Raw genomic sequence first — 17,572 nt, 5'->3', positions numbered from 1 at the left:
CTTTCGTGAAATACGGCTCAGCTGGCCTTCGGGCGCCAGACGATATCGCCGGTCGTCAGTTTCTTCGGCACGATACCAAGCGCGTAGAACTCGTCGGCCAAGGCTTGCTGGTAGGCGGCTGCGCCATCGGTGATCGTCGTCACGGCACCAAGATCGGCGCCCGGGCGGCTGAGGGTGATGCGCGTCACATCGGCGGGAACACCGGTGATCTCGGAAAGCTCCTTGACGGTCTCATCGAGCTTGCCCTGCGCCGACTTGCCGACTTTGGCGAGCTCGTCGATCACATCGACGACCACCTGGCCGTTGTTGTCGGTGAAGTCCTGATTGGCGAGGAAGAAGCTGTAGGAATCGACGAGCCCTTCGGCGGTCGTCAGCACCCGGGTATCGGGATCGGCTTGGGCGATGGCGAGGTAGGGATCCCAGATCGACCAGGCATCGATGCTGCCGGTCTTGAAGGCGGCAGCAGCATCCGGCGGCGCCAGATCGAGCGCCTGGACGTCATCGATAGTCAACCCACCCTTGCGCAGCGCCTTGACGGCGACGTTATGGGCGCTGGAGCCGCGCTTGAAGGCTAGCTTGGCACCCTTCAGGTCTTCGAGTTTCTGGATCGGAGAATCCTTGTGCACCAGGATCGCCGACGCCGCCGGGCTGCCGCGATAGGTTCCGACATAATAGAGATGGCCACCCGCAGCCTGCGCGAAGAGCGGCGGCACGTCACCGGTCGCGCCGAAATCAAGAGCGCCTGCCCCGAGCGCTTCGAGCAGCGGCGGCCCCGAGGTGAATTCCGACCAGCTGACCGAAATGCCCTTGTCCGCAAGCCGCGCCTCCAGCGCGCCGCGCCGCTTGGCGAGCGCCAGCACGCCGTTCTTCTGCCAGCCGATGCGGAACTCGGTGGCAGCAGCCGCCCGCGCCGGCTTGATGGATGGCAGGACGGCGGCAGCTGCTGCGGCCCCAAAGAGACCAAGGGTCTGACGGCGTGAGATCATGGCTTTCCCCTTTATCGGCGATACGAAGCGCATCACCGTTGCGTTGCGATGACCTGATAATGAGAAACTCTATAAATTAGATCGACAATTATATTTGTGAGTTTTGGCGCGGCGGAAATTTTCCTGACCGGATTGCCGGGCTCCCGCAGAATTTTATTCTCCGGGTGCCGCGTTGGCGTACCGCCGCCAGCCGGCGGTGCCTTTCCAGCCTTCCCACTTTCCGCTAATCATGCCGCAGCATCAGGAGAAGGATCTGGCATATGGCAAAAGTCGCTTTTATCGGTCTCGGCGTCATGGGTTTCCCGATGGCGGGCCATTTGAAGACGAAGGGCGGCCATGACGTCACGGTCTATAACCGCACCGCCGCCAAGGCCGCCGATTGGGCGGCAAAGTTCGGCGGCAAATCCGCCCCGACCCCGGCAGAAGCTGCCGCAGACGCCGATTTCGTCTTCACCTGCGTGGGCAATGACGACGATCTCCGCTCGGTGACAACAGGCAAAGGTGGCGTTCTCGAAGGCATGAAGAAGGGTGCCGTCCTGATCGACAACACCACGGCAAGCGCCGAAGTGGCTCGCGAACTCGACGAAGCCGCCCGGGCCAAGGGCTGCCATTTCATCGATGCACCGGTGTCCGGCGGCCAGGCGGGCGCCGAAAACGGCGTGCTGACCGTGATGTGCGGCGGCGATGAAGCGGTCTTCGAAAAGGCAAAGCCCGTGATCGACGCCTATGCGCGCATGGTCGGCCTGATGGGGTCGGCCGGTGCCGGCCAGCTCACCAAGATGATCAACCAGATCTGCATCGCCGGTCTCGTCCAGGGCCTCGCCGAAGGCATCCACTTTGGCAAGCGCGCCGGCCTCGACATCGAGAAGGTCGTCGACGTCATCTCCAAGGGTGCCGCGGGCTCCTGGCAGATGGAAAACCGCCACAAGACGATGAACCAGGGCAAATACGATTTCGGCTTCGCCATCGACTGGATGCGCAAGGACCTCGACATCGTCCTGACCGAAGCCCGCCGCAACGGCGCCAAGCTCCCCGTCACCGCCCTCGTCGATCAGTTCTATGGCGACGTCCAGGCCATGGGCGGCAATCGCTGGGACACGTCCTCGCTCCTAGCCCGCCTGGAAAAATGATCGGCCCGTCCTCGAGCGCAGCAGACCTGATCGCGCATCTGCAGACGCTGCGCTCCGAGGACGGCATTGCCGGCATGGCCCGCTTCGGGATCGTCACCGGCCAAGCACTCGGCATTTCCAATCCGCAACTGCGGAGCATCGCGAGGCTCGCCAGGAAGGATCATCCGCGCGCCCTGGCGCTCTGGCAAAGCGGCATCAGGGAAGCGCGGCTGCTGGCCTTGATGACGTCTGAGCCGAAACGGCTGACGGCGGATGAAGCCAAGGCCTTCGCCGAAGACTTCAATTCCTGGGAAATCGTCGATACCGCCGCCGACCTCTTCGTCGAGGCACGGCTGGACGCTCTCATTGAAAGCTTTGCCGCCGATGAGCAGGAATTCGTGCGCCGCACGGCCTTCGCAATGATCGCCGCTATGGCTGTGCATCGCAAGAAGGATCCTGACGAGACAATTCTCGTCTGGTTGCCGCTGATCGAGGCTCACGCTGGCGACGAGAGGAGCTTCGTCCGCAAGGCCGTCAACTGGGCGCTGCGCAATATCGGCAAGCGCAACAAGGCGTGCCATGCGCCTGCCCTGAAACTCGCTCGCCGCCTTGCGGAGAGTTCCGGCAAGACGGCGAGATGGATCGGCAAGGATGCGGTGCGCGAGCTGACCAGCGATGCGGTCATCGCCCGCCTGAAATAGCTCAGTCCTCGTTGGACTTAGCGCTGTCGAGCAACATGTAGTCGAGCGGCAGCTGCGTCGAGTACTTGATTTGCTCCATAGCAAAGGCCGAGGAGACGTCGCGGATTTCGATCTTGGCGATCATCCGCTTGTAGAAGGCGTCATAGGCGGCGATATCGGGCACGACAACACGCAGCAGATAATCGACATCGCCACTCATGCGGTAGAACTCGACCACTTCGGGGAATTCCACGACGACTTCCGAGAAGCGCTTCAGCCACTCGATCGAATGGGTCGCCGTGCGGATCGAGACGAAAACCGTGACCTTGGTATTCACCTTCTCGGGGTCGAGGATGGCAACGCGGCGCTTGATGACACCGTCTTCTTCCATCTTCTGGATACGGCGCCAGCAAGGAGTTGTCGAAAGGCCGACCTTCTTGGCGAGATCGGCGACCGCAAGGGTCGAATCTTCTTGCAGCAGGCGCAGTATCTTACGGTCGAGACGGTCCATATGCGAAAGCCCTTTCGAATTATATTCTCTGTATACCGCGATTCCGGCGCGCGAAAAGAATTTTGTTTCAGTTTATAAGCAGTTTTATTCTGCTTCTAAGGACCGGCAGCAGCTCTTCCTCAAACCATGGATTGCGTTTCAGCCAGCCGCTATTGCGCCAGCTCGGATGCGGCAGCGGCAGGACGGCGGGTGAGCGGTTTGCAAACAGCGTCTCGCGCCATGCCTTGACCGTGTCGGTCATATTGCCCTTCGCCGCCGCCCCCATATGCCAGCTCTGCGCATATTGGCCGACGGTCAGGATCAGCTCGATCTGCGGCATGACGGCCATGGCCCTATCCCGCCAGATCGGCGCGCATTCCCTGCGCGGCGGCAGGTCGCTGCCCTTGTCGTCATAGCCCGGAAAACAGAAGCCCATTGGCGCGATCGCCAGACGGCTTGCATCGTAGAAGGTCTCGCGGTCGACCTGCAGCCAGTCGCGCAGTCGGTCTCCCGAAGCATCGTTGAACGGAATGCCGCTCTCATGCACCCTCAGCCCCGGCGCCTGCCCGGCGATCAGCACCCGCGCCGTGCGCGACAGGATGACGACAGGACGCGGCTCATGTAGCAAGGGCTTTGCCGGATTGAGTGGCGCATCCCGGCAGATGCGGCAGGCGGCAATCTCTTCGTGCAAGGCTTCGAGCGTCAGTTCCATCCGACCGCCTGCCCGATCATCCTGACGATGCCACCGCCGGAATGCAGCCGCTCGTCATCGCGAAAATCCCGCGGCCGTTCGAACGTTCCGGCCCACAGACCCGAGCGCACGCCCCTGGCCTCGTCCTCCTCGCGGCGGTAGTCGCCATAGGACAGGGCATAGCCCGTTCTGACCATCTCGCCATTAATATCGAGCGTGCCGCTGCGGCAGATCACCAGCAGCCGCTGATATTGATCGCGCTCCGTGCCGCCGCATTGCGTTGCGGCATTTGAGACCAGCCGCTGCAGCGCATCGCGCGCCTCCCGCCCGCAGGCCCATGACTTCCCGCCACGCTCGCAGTTCTGCACCAGCTCCGGCGCATCGATGCCCTTCAGCCGCATCCGTTCGCCGCCGATCGTCAGGCTGTCGCCATCGGCCGCATGGAATGCGCCGCTATGCACGGTCTCCGCATCGCTGTTGAGCTTGGCGGCGATCAGCCAGATCAGCGCCAGCATCGCAAAGGCGGTCACGCTGTCGCGAATCGTCCTCAAACCGCGCGTCACGCTTCCGCCTCCTTCAAAAACAAACCGTTGAGAGAAATGGCAAACACCTTCTTAAGATTTGCCGGTTACGGTGGAACCATCCGCGGATCAAGTATCAAGTGCAGATGAGTAACGGCGTAAGCACATCGACAGATAAGATTATCGTCGACAAGTCCCGCAGTCACCGCAACAAGCCTGTCTCCAAGGCTGTTCGGCAGACACGCGAGCGCTTGCAGTCGGGCCATTCCTCGACGGCCGCTTTCGATCGCGACGTCCTTCGCATGTATATGACGGCATTCACGCAGGGCGCAGCCCTGATGCCGCTGTTCGTCATCATCATTTCCGCCCTCGGCATCTATTTCACCGGCGACACCGAGATTTTCTTCTGGGCGGTCGCGACGCTGGTCGCCTATGCCGCCAACGTCTATCTCGTCCGCCGCGCCCGCAAGCAGGAAATGACGGCGGAATCCGCCCGCAAATGGCGCCGCGCTCTGTTGATCGGCCAACTGCTGATCGGCCTCAGCTGGGCCTTCTTCGCGCTGCAGAGCTGCGCCACCTGCGAGCCCTCCCGCTTCATCCTCTACAAGGGTGCGACGCTGCTCATTGCCCTGTCGGTCACGGCAATGTCGAATTTCATGCTGACGCCGTCGGTGCTCATCACCTTCAGCCCCGTCGTGCTGGCGCTGGCCGTCAAGGCCGGCATTTCCCGCGACGTGCTCGAAGTCAGCCTCACGGCGCTCTTCACCACGACCGTCATCTTCTTCAGCTATATCAGCGACCGCCTGTTCAAGCAGAACCTGCGCATCCTGTCCTTCCAGTCGGAAAAGGACGACCTGATCGCCGAGCTGGAAGTGGCAAAATCGATGTCCGACGAGGCGCGCCGCCGCGCCGAGGAGGCAAACCTTGCCAAGTCGCGCTTCCTCGCCTCCATGTCGCATGAGCTGCGCACGCCGCTGAATGCCATCCTCGGCTTCTCCGAAGTGATGTCGGCCGAGGTCATGGGGCCGCTGAACAACCCGACCTACAAGGAATATACCGGCGACATCCATCGCTCCGGCCAGCATCTTCTGAACCTCATCAACGAGATCCTCGACCTCTCGCGCATTGAGGCCGGCAAGTATGAGCTCGCCGAAGAGGCGATTTCGCTGCTGGATATTTCCGAGGACTGCATCGGCATGGTGCAGCTGCGCGCCAGCGGCAAGAACATCACCATCAGCCAGCAGTTCGAGCCCGAGCTTCCCTCGGTCTGGGCAGACGAGAAGTCGATGCGCCAGGTCGTCCTGAACCTGCTCTCCAACGCCGTGAAATTCACGCCGCAGGGCGGCGAGATCCACGTCAAGGTCGGCTGGACGGCGGGCGGCGGCCAATACATCTCGATCAAGGACAACGGCCCCGGCATTCCCGAAGAGGAAATCCCGATCGTGCTTTCCGCCTTCGGCCAGGGCTCCATCGCCATCAAGAGCGCCGAACAGGGCACCGGCCTCGGCCTGCCGATCGTCCAGGCGATCCTTGCCAAGCACGACGGTCAGTTCGTGCTGAAATCAAAGCTCCGCGAAGGCACCGAAGTCATCGCCATCCTGCCGGGCAAGCGCGTCCTGCAGAGCCTTCCTGCCGTCGAGGAAGCGCACGCGGTCTCCCGTAAGCGGAAGAGCTTCGCCTAAGGTCAGCCGAAGACGATCGCGATCAGATGCTTGCCGATCGTGAACAGCAGGAAAAGCCCGCAGGCACCGAGCATGCAGAGAACGGCAAAGGAGCCGAGATCCTTGGCATGTTTGCCGACCATCGAAATTTCGGGGGAGATCCGGTCGATGACTTCCTCGATCGCCGTGTTCAGTGCCTCGACGGCAAACAGCGCCAGAAACAGGATGACGGCGATGACCAGCTCGGAAAGCGTCGCTCCCACCGATATCAGCAGGATCAGCGACACGGCGGCAAACAGCAGCTCCTGCCGGAAGGCCGATTCCTTGATCAGGCGCTGGAACCCGGCCCAGGAATAGCTCGCGGCGGCGAAGAAATGGCTGACGCCTGTCAGCTTACGAACGGCAGGTTTCTCCAAGGCGTCCTCGTCTTGCGGTCGCGGACGGCGTCTTGCCGCCGTCCATCAGTGAAAATGCGAATACCGTTTCCCGGTCCGCGCCGCAAGCGTCTGTCATCAACCTGTCACAAAGCTGAACGCGACGCGTCCGCTCAATGCTTGTTGGTGACGCCGGCCTGCGCGAAGGTCGCCATGCCCGAATGGCAGGCGGCCGCGGCCTTGACGATACCGGCGGCGAGCGCAGCACCCGTGCCCTCGCCGAGGCGCATGCCAAGCGCCAGAAGCGGCGTCTTGCCGAGCATCTCGATGGCGCGCAGATGGCCGGGCTCGCCGGAGACATGGCCGATCAGGCAGTGATCGAGCGCCGACGGATTGGCAGCCTGCAGGATAGCACCCGCCGCCGTCGCCACATAGCCATCGATGAGAACGGGGATCTTCTCGACGCGGGCGGCCAGGATTGCCCCTGCCATTGCCGCGATCTCACGGCCGCCAAGGCGGCGCATGATTTCGAGCGGATCGTTGAGGTGATCGCGGTGCAGCTCGACGGCGCGCTCGACGGCGGCCACCTTGCGCTCCAGCATCTCGCCTTCCGAGCCCGTGCCGGGGCCGACCCAATCGCGTGCCGAACCGCCGTAAAGCGCGTAGTTGATCGCCGCTGCGATCGTCGTGTTGCCGATGCCCATCTCGCCGATGCAGAGCAGATCCGTACCACCTGCAATCGCTTCCATGCCGAAGGCCATGGTGGCGGCGCAGTCACGCTCGGAAAGCGCCGCTTCCTGGGTGATGTCACCGGTCGGGTAATCGAGCGCCAGATCGAAGACCTTGAGGCCGAGATCGTAGGCCACGCAGATCTGGTTGATCGCCGCACCACCGGCCGCGAAATTCTCGACCATCTGCTGCGTCACCGACGGCGGGAAGGGCGTGATGCCCTGGCGCGCGACGCCGTGATTGCCGGCGAAGATCGCCACCAGCGGCCGGTTGACAGCGGGCGCCCTGCCCGTCCATGCGGCGAGCCAGAAGGCGATTTCTTCCAGGCGGCCGAGCGCGCCCGGCGGCTTGGTCAGCTGCGCGTCGCGCTCGCGCGCCGCCACCAGCGCCCGGGCATCCGGACCCGGCAGATCGCGCAGCAACGCGCGGAAATCGTCGAACGGCAGGCCTGAAACGCTCATGAAGGGACTTCCTTGTATTCTGTTTTCTCCCGGCTTGCCGGGGCCAACTTGTCTTTTCGCAGCAAATCGGCTTCTTTCGTCGCGACTCTCTTAAAGCCAGCGGCAGAGGCGAACAACTCCAAAAGCGCCGCAGCTTCCATGCATGAAGTGGGGACATGATCATCAAGGCCTATGCGCTCGACACCGCCCGCGCCGTCGCGTTCCTGAGCCGCATCCCCATGCCCTCTTTCGTCTTCGCAGGCGATGACGGCAAGCTCAGCCGTACCGCACGCGCTTTCCCGCTGGCCGGCCTGCTGATCGGCATCGTCCCCGCCGCAATCTTTCTGCTGCTGCTCGGCCTGCGCGCCGACCGCCTGATGGCAGCGCTCGTGGCAATCGCCGTGCTCGCTATCATCAGCGGCGCGCTCCACGAGGATGGACTGGCGGACACCGCCGATGGTGTTGGTGGCGGGCGCGACCGGGATCATGCCCTTCTGATCATGAAGGACAGCCGGATCGGCAGCTACGGCGCCCTCGCCCTCATCCTCTCCGTGGCACTCCGCGCCGCCGCACTCGCCGCCATCGCCCGCGAAGTCCCGTCTATGGAAGCCGCACTCGCGATCCCCGTCGCCGCCTGCCTTGGGCGATCCGCCCTCGTCTGGCATTGGCACCGCCTGCCCCCGGCGAAGGCGGACGGGCTCGCCGCATCTTCAGGCAAACCCGGCGAAAGCGCCATGCATATCGCCGTCGTCTCAGCCTGCCTGTTCGCAGCGCTGATCGTCTGGCCGGCCATGGGCCTGCTGCCGCTCGTCTGCAGCCTGCTGGCGGCCGGCATTTCGGTTCTCGTCTTCACCCTCTACATCCGCCGCAAGCTGAACGGCCATACCGGCGATACGCTCGGCGCCGCCGAACAGATTTCCGAGATCGCCGCCTTCTGCGCCCTTGCCATGGCCTTGTGAAACAACGATATATCGCTCATGCAAACACCCTGCATCAACGTATGCTCGATGGACCCCGCAACCGGCTTTTGCATGGGCTGCGGCCGCACGATCCAGGAAATCGGCGGTTGGATGAGCTATTCCGATGCGGAGCGCGCGCGGCTCATGGCGATCCTCCCCGCCCGCATCTTCGATGGCCCCACGCAGAACGATAGCCGGCAAAATACCAACGCGAGGCACTCTGCATGACCCGGCTGACGGTCTTCCTGCTGATCATCGGCATCGGTCTTGCAATCCTTCTCTTCAACAACGGCAATGACCGGATCATGGGCATGGAAGCCGATGATTTCGGCCGCATGATCTATCTGCTGCCGATCGCGCTGATGCTGTCCGCCGGCGTCTGGGCAAGCCGGCGCAATATCGGTGAAACGATGCGCAACCTGATGATCTGGCTGGTCATCATCCTGGCGCTCGCCACCGTCTATCTCTACCGGCAGGATCTGCAGGGCGTCGGCAACCGGTTGCTCGCCGGCCTCGTGCCCGGCCGCGCCGTTGTCGTCACCACCAGCGAGGGCGGCAGCGAGGTCATCCTCCACAAGCTCCTGAACGGCCATTTCGAAGCCGATGTCGCCGTCAACGGCCAGACCATCCAGATGCTGGTCGATACCGGCGCCAGCATGGTGGCACTCTCACATGCCGACGCCGAACGCATCGGCATCATTCCCGAGAACCTCGAATACTCGATGACCGTGATGACCGCTAACGGCCGCACCCGCGCCGCACCCGTCACCCTCGACCGCGTCTCCATCGGCCCGATCACCCGCACCGGCGTCGCCGCCAGCGTCGCCGAAGACGGCAAACTCGACCAGAGCCTCCTCGGCATGAGCTTCCTGGAGACGCTGGGCTCGATGCAGATGCAGACGGACGAACTGCGCCTGCGGGATTGAGCCCCGCCTTTATCGGCATATCCATGGAACTTGCACGCTCCAACAGGGTTCAAACCTTGAAAGGAGGCTGTCATGGACAACCGGACCAAGGACATTGCCGACGAATATATGCGTCTCGGCGGGCATCGCTGGGCGGTGGTGGACGATAACATCGTATCCACCCGCAGCTGGGAAGCCGACACCCCGGAGGCGGCGGCTTTCTGGAAGGCGCGCGTCGAAACGCTCGACACGGATAGTCGCAGGCAGGTCGAGCTCTTTCTGCCGACCATCAACGCCAAGTGAGCGGCTGCCAGCGCGAAGAATAGGAGATCACCATGTCGAATACCGTCAGAACCGGCGGCAAGGATGCCTTCAATGGCGTCAGCCGCACCCATTTCGGACAATCCGTCGAAAGCCAGGCGCAAATGGAAGATGCCGCCCGAGAGCACGGGCATGCAACAGGCGACGAGGAGCTGAACGTCTATCGGCTGGTGCCGATCGCAGCCCCCACCGACACCAACTGGCAGAACGCGCCGTCACAGGGCGAAGTGATCGTCGCGGCCCGCACGGCAGGCGATGCGCGGATCGTGGCGGCAAGCCGGGAGCTCGATTTCATGGAGATCGATTCCGCGCCCGCCGAGGATGTCACGACGATCAATGCCAGCGCCTTCCGCAACGACAAGCTCTACAGCGTCATCGAGATCGAGCATGGCCGCAGCGATCTGCAGCGCGGCGTGCTCGAAGGCGAAATCGGCGTCGGCAATATCCGCCCGACGCAGAACTGAGTTTTGTTGGCTATATCAGGCAGCCGGTGAGGACAGCGACATGCGGGGATATGGCAGGTTCATCATCGGCTGCGCCGCGGGTCTTGCGGCAGCCTTCCTGCTGAACTGGCTTGTCGTGATCGAAGGCACGCTGCAGCTTCTGATCTTCGGATTGCTGCCGGCCTTCGGTGGCGCGATCCTCGAGAGATATGCACGTTAGCAGGCGGCAAGCATCAGCTCGAGGCCGAAAGCCAGAGGAAGCCGGTGCTTCCCGTGTGGCTGTCGCTCACCTTCGAATGGTTGTAGCTGACGGCAAAGGCCAGCGAGCACATCGCGACCATGAACGCGACAGCGAACAAAATTTGCAGTCTGATCATTCTCGGCGTCCGTATTCTAGTGGCGGTAGAATCTTCACCGCCGTCCGAAGACAGAAGTGAAGGAGACGCTAGCGATCCCCTCGCTTCGCAAAGCTAATTAAGCACACTAACGATAAGGTTGTCGCGTGACGGAAGCGTGACAAGGCAAGATTTCCACACGTAAACGCGAAATCACGCCACCATAGGTAAAATCTTCCTTGAGATTTCAGCTATTGCACAGCCATGCATTGCACATTTACATCACGGCGATACGTGCCGATGGACGAATTCAACACCTGCGTGCAATTGCACCTCAGTTGCGAAGCCGGTAACCGGTCTTGAACATCCACCCAAGCGTGCCAAGGCAGATCGCCAGGAACAGCGTGATCATCGACAGGCTGATCAGCGGATTGACGTCGGCGATCCCGTAGAAACTCCAGCGGAAGCCGCTGACGAGATAGAGGACCGGATTGAAATGGCTGACCGCCTGCCAGAAGGGCGGCAGCATGTTGATCGAGTAGAAGCTGCCGCCGAGGAAGGTCAGCGGCGGCACGACCAGCATCGGGATCAGGTTCAGCTGCTCGAAATTGCCCGCCCAGATGCCGATCATGAAGCCGAACAGGCTGAAGGTGATCGCCGTCAGCAGGAAGAACAGGATCATCATGAAGGGATGCTCGATGCGCACCTCCACGAAAGCGTTGGCCGTCAGCAAAATGATGAGCCCGATCAGCAATCCCTTGGTCGCGGCAGCGCCGACATAGCCGAGCAGGATCTCGGTCATTGCCACCGGCGCCGACAGCACTTCGTAGATCGTCCCGGTGAATTTCGGGAAATAAATGCCGAAGGAGCCGTTGCTGATGCACTGGCCGAGCAGCGTCAGCATGATCAGGCCGGGCGTGATGAAAGCGCCGTAGGAGACGCCCTCCACCGTCTGGATCCGCGAGCCGACGGCCGCACCGAAGACGATGAAATAGAGCGAAGTGGATATGACGGGAGACACCACGCTCTGCAGCAGCGTGCGGCGCGTGCGGGCCATCTCAAAGAAATAGATGGACTTGATGGCTTCGATATTCACTTGGCGCCTCCCACGAGTGCCACGAAGATATCTTCGAGCGAGCTCTGCCGCGTCGAGAGATCCTTGAAATGGATGTTGTCGGCCGAAAGCCGGGTCAGGAGCGCTGCGATGCTTTCCTGTTCGTTATGCGCGTCGAAGTTATAGACCAGCCGCGCACCGCCCTGTTCGAGTGAAAGGCCGTTTCCGGCAAAATGCTCCGGCAGTTTGTCGAGCGGCTCGGCGAGTTCGAGGATCAGCTGCTTGCGGCCGAGCTTGGCCATCAGCGCCGCCTTCTCTTCGACCAATAGCAGCTTACCGCCATTGATGACGCCGACGCGATCGGCGATCTCCTCGGCCTCTTCGATATAATGCGTGGTCAGGATGATCGTCACGCCGGATTCGCGCAGCTGCTCGACGACGCGCCACATGTCCTTGCGCAGCGTCACGTCGACACCGGCGGTCGGCTCGTCGAGGAACAGGATCTCCGGTTCATGGCTCAGCGCCTTGGCAATCAGCACGCGCCGCTTCATGCCGCCCGAAAGCTGGCGCAGCGTATTGTCCTTCTTGTCCCAGAGAGACAGGTCGCGCAGCACTTTCTCGATATGCGCCGGGTTCGGCTTCTTGCCATGCAGCCCGCGCGAGAAGCTGACGGTGTTCCAGACCGTTTCGAACTGGTCCGTCGTCAGCTCCTGCGGCACAAGACCGATCATCGTGCGGGTCGCACGGAAATCCTTCACGACGTCATGGCCGCCGACGAGCACTTCGCCGCCGCTCGGATTGACGATGCCGCAGACGATCGAGATCATCGTCGTCTTGCCGGCGCCGTTCGGGCCGAGCAGTGCCAGGATCTCGCCCTTCTCCACATCGAGATCGATGCCCTTCAGGGCCTCGAAGCCGTTGGCGTAGTGCTTGGTGAGATTGCGGATGGAAATGATGGGAGCCATGCGATTTTTTGGACGTTTCCTCTTATTGTGCCGCTATATAGTCCCTTTATGACACTTTGACATCCCGCAGCCCGTGAACACACTATTCAGAGGGCAGCCCATAGTGGCGCCAAGCAAAGCGGCTCATCGAAAATCGTCTTTCCACTGCCTTTGTCATCAACCGGTGATCTTTGCGGGGGATAACCGCCACAGAGGCAAGCAACGGTTCCCGCGCCGCCGCCCATCCCTTTGCGGAACCGTCATCGGGCGCTCGTTACGCCCCTTATTTCCGCTGTCTCTATTTGTATCGAAATGCCGCTGTAAGCACGAACACTTTGAATATCCGGTCGATCTCCCCTGAAGGCCGGTCAGTCTGAGCCGGCGTTTCGCCGGCTTTCTTTTTGTCCGCTCACCACTGTCCGTTCACGCCGCAGCCGAAGGGCGGCAGCGTCTTGCCCTCGAAACGGCTCTTCAGCATGCCGCAGCCGATGTCGCGAATCGGCGCCGGCATCATGGTGTTGAGGCTGATGCCGACCTCATCGAACGGGTCGCTCGCATAGGCGACATAGGCATACCAACGCCCGCCGAACACGGCGGCGGCAGCAATGACAACGACAAGAATGAGCATGATGAAATTCGGGCGCTTGCGTTCGGCCATCCGGACTCTCCTCTCAGAAAGAGCCCGTCAGATCAGATTCCCCTGTCGAGGCCAAGCCATCAGCCTAGCTGCAATAGACCCGGCCGCTCTTGCGCTCTCTGAGATCGAAATGGAAATGATTCCAGTGCTCCGGATTGCTGCCCGGGCCAAGCACGGTATTGAAATAGCGGCAGCTATCGCTGCGCACCGCCTTCAGCAGGCGCCCCTCCCGGAAGGAGAAAAGACCCTTCTTGCGGATATCGATCTCGTGGCCGTTCTTCAGCACGAACTTGCCGACATCGATCGCGTTGCCATGTGCATGCTCGGACATCGGATTGTATTTCTGGCGGCTGTTGTTCATGCGCCGGCAGGAATAGCCACCGAGCGGCTCGATGGTCTGGATGCCCGACCAGTAGCGGAAGCGCGCCGAGGGCGCCAGCTCGTTCTTCACCCACTTGGCAAAGGCAAGCGTCACCTGGCAGTTCAGCGTCACCGCTGGCTTCACGCCGATATTGCCGGAAAGGCCCTGCAACGAAATCGGATAAGGAACCTGGCAGGCCGGACCGTTGGAGATCGCCGGCTTGTCGGAATAGATCACGCCGAGACGCTTCAGCTCCTGGCGGCAGGCGCGCTCGGAGGCGGGCATCATGCCGAGATCGGCAGGCATTGCCGGCGTGCTCATCATCGGGTTCGAGGGCCGCAGCATCGCCACTTCCTGGCTCTCGTCCTCTTCGGGAACGCGCTGCGGCGCGACAACGGCGCTGCCATCGTTCCAGACGCGGGCCTGGCTCATCTGCGCCTGTGCGGCGGGTCGCGGCATGGCGTTGCGCTGCGTCGGCGCATCGGTGCCGATGCCATCGACGACCGGCTCGGCGGTCTCGCCCTCGGCGATCTGCTGTTGCTGCTCCTGCGCGAGCCCGACCACCGGTTCGGCGCCGAGCTCGGAATCCATGTTGACGCCGCCGTCGGGCACAGAAAGCTGCTGTGTGCCGCCCCAGTTGCCGGGCGCGTTCTGGGAGCGCGGCACCTGCTGCTGGGCGAGCGCCTCGTCACTATCAATCATCGGCAGCTTGTGGCCGGACGCCGGAGCGGCATCGCCTGCAGCATGGCCCTCGCCTGCAAGGTTCGGCGTATCGAGATAATCGACCGATCCACCGGCGCGCGAGACGGGCGCCGATCCCGGATAGGACTGCGCCGTTTCCATCGGCGCCATGCGCATGGCCGACTGTCTTGGCGGAGAAATGGAGCTGACTTTCGTGCCTGTATCGACACTTGCAGGCGGCACGAGGCCGTCACTGACGGAACAGGTCGTGAGCGCCGTGGAAACCAGCGTGGTCAGCACGATACGCCGCAAAAGAGAGACAGACACAATACCCTCCATCGCCCCGCAGCCCTGCTTGCAACCTGAAGAATTCCCCTCAAATTTAAATAAAACTGGTGAAGGAAAGCTTACCCGTGATGGAGAAGGCAGTTTCCCGCCTTCTCCTGATACCTTCAAGCCGCCCGGTTATAGGAGCGCTGAGCCGTCGCCTCGCCCTGGCCGAGGCGGAAGTTGGAAAGCAGCGTGCGCAGCTGGTTGCTCTCGGTGGCGAGCGTCTGGCTGGCGGCCGTGGTCTCTTCCACCATCGCGGCATTCTGCTGCGTCATCTGGTCCATGTGGTTAACCGAGGTATTGATCTCCTGCAGTCCGGTCGCCTGTTCGCGGGCAGCCGTCGCGATGGAATTCACGTGGTCGTTGACCTTGTTGACCAGAGCCTCGATCTCGACCAGCGCATCGCCGGTCGAGCGAACCAGCGACACGCCGGTTTCGACTTCGGCCGCCGAATTGCTGATCAGCGTCTTGATCTCCTTGGCGGCATTCGCCGAGCGCTGTGCCAGCTCGCGCACTTCCTGCGCAACGACAGCGAAACCGCGTCCCGCCTCACCCGCACGCGCCGCTTCGACACCGGCATTCAGCGCCAGAAGATTGGTCTGGAAGGCGATTTCGTCGATGACGCCAATGATCTGGCCGATCCGGCTCGAGGAATCCTCGATCCGGCTCATTGCCGCGACCGCATTGCGGACGATCTCGCCGGACTTGCCGGCGCTGGTCTTCGTCTCGGACACCATCTCGCGCGCTTCTGTTGCCCGCTCGGAGGCGGTGCGAACGGTTGCGGTGATCTCATCGAGAGCCGCTGCCGTCTCTTCCAGAGCCGCAGCCTGCTGCTCGGTCCGCTTCGACAGGTTGCTGGTCGCTTCGCTGATATCGGAGGCGCTGTCATTGACGACATGGCTCGATTCCGAGATCGCCTGGATGACGCTGGCAAGCGCACCGGCAGCAGCGTTGAAGTCGGAGCGCAGCTTGGAATATTCCTCGCCGAGATCGCCGACCGTGACGGTGAGATCACCGGCGGCAAGCCGTTCCAGCCCCTGGCCGAGCGTCATCATCGCGTGGTTCTGGCGTTCGGCAGAGCTGCGCATCCGCTGCTCGCTGCTGCGGCGCTCGCCATCCAGCTCGCGCTGGCGGGAATCTTCGCGCGAACGCATCTCGCTGCGTTCGACCATCGAGTCACGCAGGACAAGCAGAGCCTTCGCCATATGGCCGATTTCGTCGCGGCGCTCGCTGTCGACCACGGCGGCAGCAGAGTCGTCGGTGGCAATCGCATGCATGGCAGCACCGATCCGCGCCACCGGACCGGTGACACTGCGGACGATCGCATAGGCGATGAGCAGGGTGACGATCGCGCCCAGGCCGCAGAGCAGCGCCGCCCACAGCGCGTTCTGCCGGTAAAGTGCGGCAAGGTCGTCACCATAGACGCCGGTACCGACAACCCAGCCCCAGGGCTCGAAGCCGGCAACATGCGAGTATTTCAGAACCGGCTGCTCGGCACCCGGCTTCGGCCAGTAGTAATCGACGAAGCCCTGGCCGTGCGCCTTCACCGTATTGACGAATTCGACGAACAGGAACTTGCCGTTCGGATCCTTGTTTTGCGTGAGGTCGGTGCCGTTGAGCTCCGGCTTGATCGGATGCATCACCATGTTGGGATGCATGTCGTTGATCCAGAAATAGCCGCTGTCGCCGTAGCGCATGGAGGCGATGACGTCCTTGACCGCCGTCTGCGCCTGTTCGCGCGTCAGCGTGCCGTCCTGCTCCATCTTGTAGTATTTCTTCATGATGTTGATGGCCGTCGCATCCATCTGCGCCAGCCCGGCTTTCCGCTCCGCTTCAAGCTCCGAGTAGGAATAGTTCAGGAAGAAAGCCATCACGCCGACGAAAATCGCCAGCGTCAGCCCGACAAGCCCGTAGAGACGGGTCGAAATCTTTGTATTGCGCACGAAGTCCCCTCGCATTCACGCAGTCATGATCGGCGCAAATTCTGCAGCGCATGTCTTACTGGCCGGTGAAGCATTATTAGTTCGGCATCACATAACGTAACGAAAGGAACCTCTTGCAACGGCACCTCATCGGCCAAGCATATGAATTCTATTATATTTAAGCTCAGCGATTTTTTTGCGGTCTGGTAAGCATAATAATCTGTGACCGGGCACGAGAGGCACGTAGAGCCCTGCTCCAGCCTCCCTATCCCAAGATCTTATGATACCGCGCCTCCCCCATTTTGAGTATTTCGCTCGCCATCCTAACGCGTCTTGGCGGACACGAAAGGATTGGGGCTCGCGTCTGGGGTCGCGAGCCCCCTTTTTAACCCACGAGGAGAAGCTCAATGACGGAACGCGCGATCGGTTTTCTGGTGGCAGCCGAGTTGTCGGCTCTCTTCTGGGCAGCTCTGTTCTTCACGCTCGGCCGTCTCTGAAAGAACGCCGCCGGCCATCCCTGCATAACCGCGTCATTGCCCTTGCCATCCAGCCGTCAAGCCTGCCATCTTCACGCTTCGTGAAATGACAAGGACTTGACAATGAACGACAGCCCGAAGCCGAAAGGTGAACTCACCCTCCGCACGCTCGCCATGCCCGGCGACGCCAATCCGGCAGGGGATATTTTCGGCGGCTGGGTCATGGCGCAAATGGACTTGGCAAGCGGCATCCGCGCCGCCGAACGCGCCCGTGGCCGCGTCGTCACCGCCGCCGTCAAGGAAATGGCCTTCGAACTGCCGGTCAAGATCGGCGACACGCTCTCGGTCTACACCGACATCGACCGAGTCGGCCGCACCTCGATCACCCTGATCGTCGAGGCCTGGGCGCACCGCTCCCGCTACAACAAGATGGAAAAAGTCACCGCCGGCACCTTCATCATGGTGGCGCTCGATGAGAACGGCGCACCCAAGCCTGTCCCCACCGAGTGACATCCGGGATCGA

The 17,572-nt window shown here is 62.0% G+C and carries 22 protein-coding genes; 10 read left to right on the top strand and 12 right to left on the bottom strand.

Annotated features, from left to right (window positions below):
• Positions 1 to 17: 17 nt before the first annotated feature.
• Positions 18 to 986 (bottom strand): aliphatic sulfonate ABC transporter substrate-binding protein, encoded by a 969-nt coding sequence (locus F2982_RS18565; protein WP_203428715.1) that lies wholly within the window; start codon positions 984 to 986, stop codon positions 18 to 20.
• 260 nt (positions 987 to 1,246) lie between these two features.
• Here F2982_RS18565 and F2982_RS18560 point away from each other — a divergent pair, with 260 nt between their 5' ends.
• Positions 1,247 to 2,116, top strand: a complete 870-nt coding sequence (locus tag F2982_RS18560; RefSeq protein ID WP_203428714.1) for an NAD(P)-dependent oxidoreductase — start codon at positions 1,247 to 1,249, stop codon at positions 2,114 to 2,116.
• A complete protein-coding gene (locus F2982_RS18555; protein WP_203428713.1) occupies positions 2,113 to 2,796 on the top strand; it encodes a DNA alkylation repair protein in 684 nt (227 codons plus the stop codon). Before F2982_RS18560 ends, F2982_RS18555 begins: the two co-directional genes overlap by 4 nt.
• 1 nt (position 2,797) lies before the next feature.
• Here the strand turns inward: F2982_RS18555 and F2982_RS18550 are convergent, their stop codons facing one another.
• The 3 genes from F2982_RS18550 to F2982_RS18540 all read right to left on the bottom strand — a co-directional run bounded on the left by F2982_RS18550 (position 2,798) and on the right by F2982_RS18540 (position 4,519).
• Complete coding sequence (locus tag F2982_RS18550) at positions 2,798 to 3,286, bottom strand: Lrp/AsnC family transcriptional regulator (RefSeq protein WP_112387170.1); 489 nt, start codon at positions 3,284 to 3,286, stop codon at positions 2,798 to 2,800.
• Between the two features lie 67 nt (positions 3,287 to 3,353).
• Complete coding sequence (locus F2982_RS18545) at positions 3,354 to 3,977, bottom strand: uracil-DNA glycosylase family protein (protein WP_203428712.1); 624 nt, start codon at positions 3,975 to 3,977, stop codon at positions 3,354 to 3,356.
• The gene (locus F2982_RS18540) at positions 3,968 to 4,519 is read right to left on the bottom strand and encodes a thermonuclease family protein (protein WP_203428711.1); all 552 of its coding nucleotides are present in this window, start codon (positions 4,517 to 4,519) and stop codon (positions 3,968 to 3,970) included. Before F2982_RS18540 ends, F2982_RS18545 begins: the two co-directional genes overlap by 10 nt.
• 104 nt (positions 4,520 to 4,623) lie before the next feature.
• On the opposite strand from F2982_RS18540, the gene F2982_RS18535 reads away from it, so the two are divergent.
• Positions 4,624 to 6,159 carry a HAMP domain-containing sensor histidine kinase gene (locus F2982_RS18535; protein ID WP_203428710.1) on the top strand — a complete coding sequence of 512 codons (1,536 nt, stop codon included), beginning with the start codon at positions 4,624 to 4,626 and terminating at the stop codon, positions 6,157 to 6,159.
• A 2-nt stretch (positions 6,160 to 6,161) separates the two neighbouring features.
• On the opposite strand, the gene F2982_RS18530 is transcribed toward F2982_RS18535, so the two are convergent.
• A complete protein-coding gene (locus F2982_RS18530) occupies positions 6,162 to 6,554 on the bottom strand; it encodes a diacylglycerol kinase (RefSeq protein WP_203428709.1) in 393 nt (130 codons plus the stop codon).
• Positions 6,555 to 6,685: 131 nt separating this feature from the next.
• Entirely contained in the window at positions 6,686 to 7,702 is a 1,017-nt protein-coding gene (cobT, locus tag F2982_RS18525) for a nicotinate-nucleotide--dimethylbenzimidazole phosphoribosyltransferase (RefSeq protein WP_130278146.1), read from the bottom strand.
• A gap of 155 nt (positions 7,703 to 7,857) precedes the next feature.
• Here cobT and F2982_RS18520 point away from each other — a divergent pair, with 155 nt between their 5' ends.
• The 6 genes from F2982_RS18520 to F2982_RS18495 all read left to right on the top strand — a co-directional run bounded on the left by F2982_RS18520 (position 7,858) and on the right by F2982_RS18495 (position 10,529).
• Positions 7,858 to 8,640 carry an adenosylcobinamide-GDP ribazoletransferase gene (locus F2982_RS18520; protein ID WP_203428708.1) on the top strand — a complete coding sequence of 261 codons (783 nt, stop codon included), beginning with the start codon at positions 7,858 to 7,860 and terminating at the stop codon, positions 8,638 to 8,640.
• 18 nt (positions 8,641 to 8,658) lie between these two features.
• On the top strand, positions 8,659 to 8,868 hold the full coding sequence (locus F2982_RS18515) for a DUF1289 domain-containing protein (RefSeq protein ID WP_203428707.1): 210 nt from the start codon (positions 8,659 to 8,661) through the stop codon (positions 8,866 to 8,868).
• Positions 8,865 to 9,566 (top strand): TIGR02281 family clan AA aspartic protease, encoded by a 702-nt coding sequence (locus F2982_RS18510; protein WP_112716685.1) that lies wholly within the window; start codon positions 8,865 to 8,867, stop codon positions 9,564 to 9,566. The genes F2982_RS18515 and F2982_RS18510 overlap by 4 nt, the downstream gene beginning before the upstream one ends.
• Before the next feature lie 72 nt (positions 9,567 to 9,638).
• Positions 9,639 to 9,848 carry a hypothetical protein gene (locus F2982_RS18505; RefSeq protein ID WP_203428706.1) on the top strand — a complete coding sequence of 70 codons (210 nt, stop codon included), beginning with the start codon at positions 9,639 to 9,641 and terminating at the stop codon, positions 9,846 to 9,848.
• A gap of 32 nt (positions 9,849 to 9,880) precedes the next feature.
• Entirely contained in the window at positions 9,881 to 10,330 is a 450-nt protein-coding gene (locus F2982_RS18500) for a hypothetical protein (protein ID WP_112716689.1), read from the top strand.
• 40 nt (positions 10,331 to 10,370) lie between these two features.
• Positions 10,371 to 10,529: a hypothetical protein gene (locus F2982_RS18495; RefSeq protein WP_165402593.1), complete on the top strand. Its 159-nt coding sequence runs from the start codon at positions 10,371 to 10,373 to the stop codon at positions 10,527 to 10,529.
• Between the two features lie 13 nt (positions 10,530 to 10,542).
• Here the strand turns inward: F2982_RS18495 and F2982_RS18490 are convergent, their stop codons facing one another.
• The 6 genes from F2982_RS18490 to F2982_RS18465 form a co-directional block, all read right to left on the bottom strand.
• Positions 10,543 to 10,686: a hypothetical protein gene (locus tag F2982_RS18490; RefSeq protein ID WP_162708682.1), complete on the bottom strand. Its 144-nt coding sequence runs from the start codon at positions 10,684 to 10,686 to the stop codon at positions 10,543 to 10,545.
• 292 nt (positions 10,687 to 10,978) lie between these two features.
• Positions 10,979 to 11,740 (bottom strand): ABC transporter permease, encoded by a 762-nt coding sequence (locus F2982_RS18485; RefSeq protein WP_112716691.1) that lies wholly within the window; start codon positions 11,738 to 11,740, stop codon positions 10,979 to 10,981.
• Positions 11,737 to 12,663 (bottom strand): ABC transporter ATP-binding protein, encoded by a 927-nt coding sequence (locus F2982_RS18480; protein ID WP_112716693.1) that lies wholly within the window; start codon positions 12,661 to 12,663, stop codon positions 11,737 to 11,739. The genes F2982_RS18485 and F2982_RS18480 overlap by 4 nt, the downstream gene beginning before the upstream one ends.
• Positions 12,664 to 13,051: 388 nt before the next feature.
• Positions 13,052 to 13,300 carry a hypothetical protein gene (locus tag F2982_RS18475; protein ID WP_203428705.1) on the bottom strand — a complete coding sequence of 83 codons (249 nt, stop codon included), beginning with the start codon at positions 13,298 to 13,300 and terminating at the stop codon, positions 13,052 to 13,054.
• A gap of 64 nt (positions 13,301 to 13,364) precedes the next feature.
• Positions 13,365 to 14,651, bottom strand: a complete 1,287-nt coding sequence (locus tag F2982_RS18470; protein WP_203430122.1) for an extensin family protein — start codon at positions 14,649 to 14,651, stop codon at positions 13,365 to 13,367.
• Positions 14,652 to 14,773: 122 nt separating this feature from the next.
• Positions 14,774 to 16,594: a methyl-accepting chemotaxis protein gene (locus F2982_RS18465; protein ID WP_203428704.1), complete on the bottom strand. Its 1,821-nt coding sequence runs from the start codon at positions 16,592 to 16,594 to the stop codon at positions 14,774 to 14,776.
• A 578-nt stretch (positions 16,595 to 17,172) separates the two neighbouring features.
• Here F2982_RS18465 and F2982_RS18460 point away from each other — a divergent pair.
• Positions 17,173 to 17,559, top strand: coding sequence for an acyl-CoA thioesterase (locus F2982_RS18460; protein WP_203428703.1), 387 nt, complete (start codon positions 17,173 to 17,175; stop codon positions 17,557 to 17,559).
• Positions 17,560 to 17,572 lie beyond the last annotated feature (13 nt).

This window comes from Rhizobium sp. BG4, from assembly GCF_016864575.1.
GTDB lineage: Bacteria > Pseudomonadota > Alphaproteobacteria > Rhizobiales > Rhizobiaceae > Rhizobium.
The sequence above is the reverse complement of the archived record's forward strand: the minus strand, read 5'-3'. Positions and strand labels throughout refer to the sequence as shown.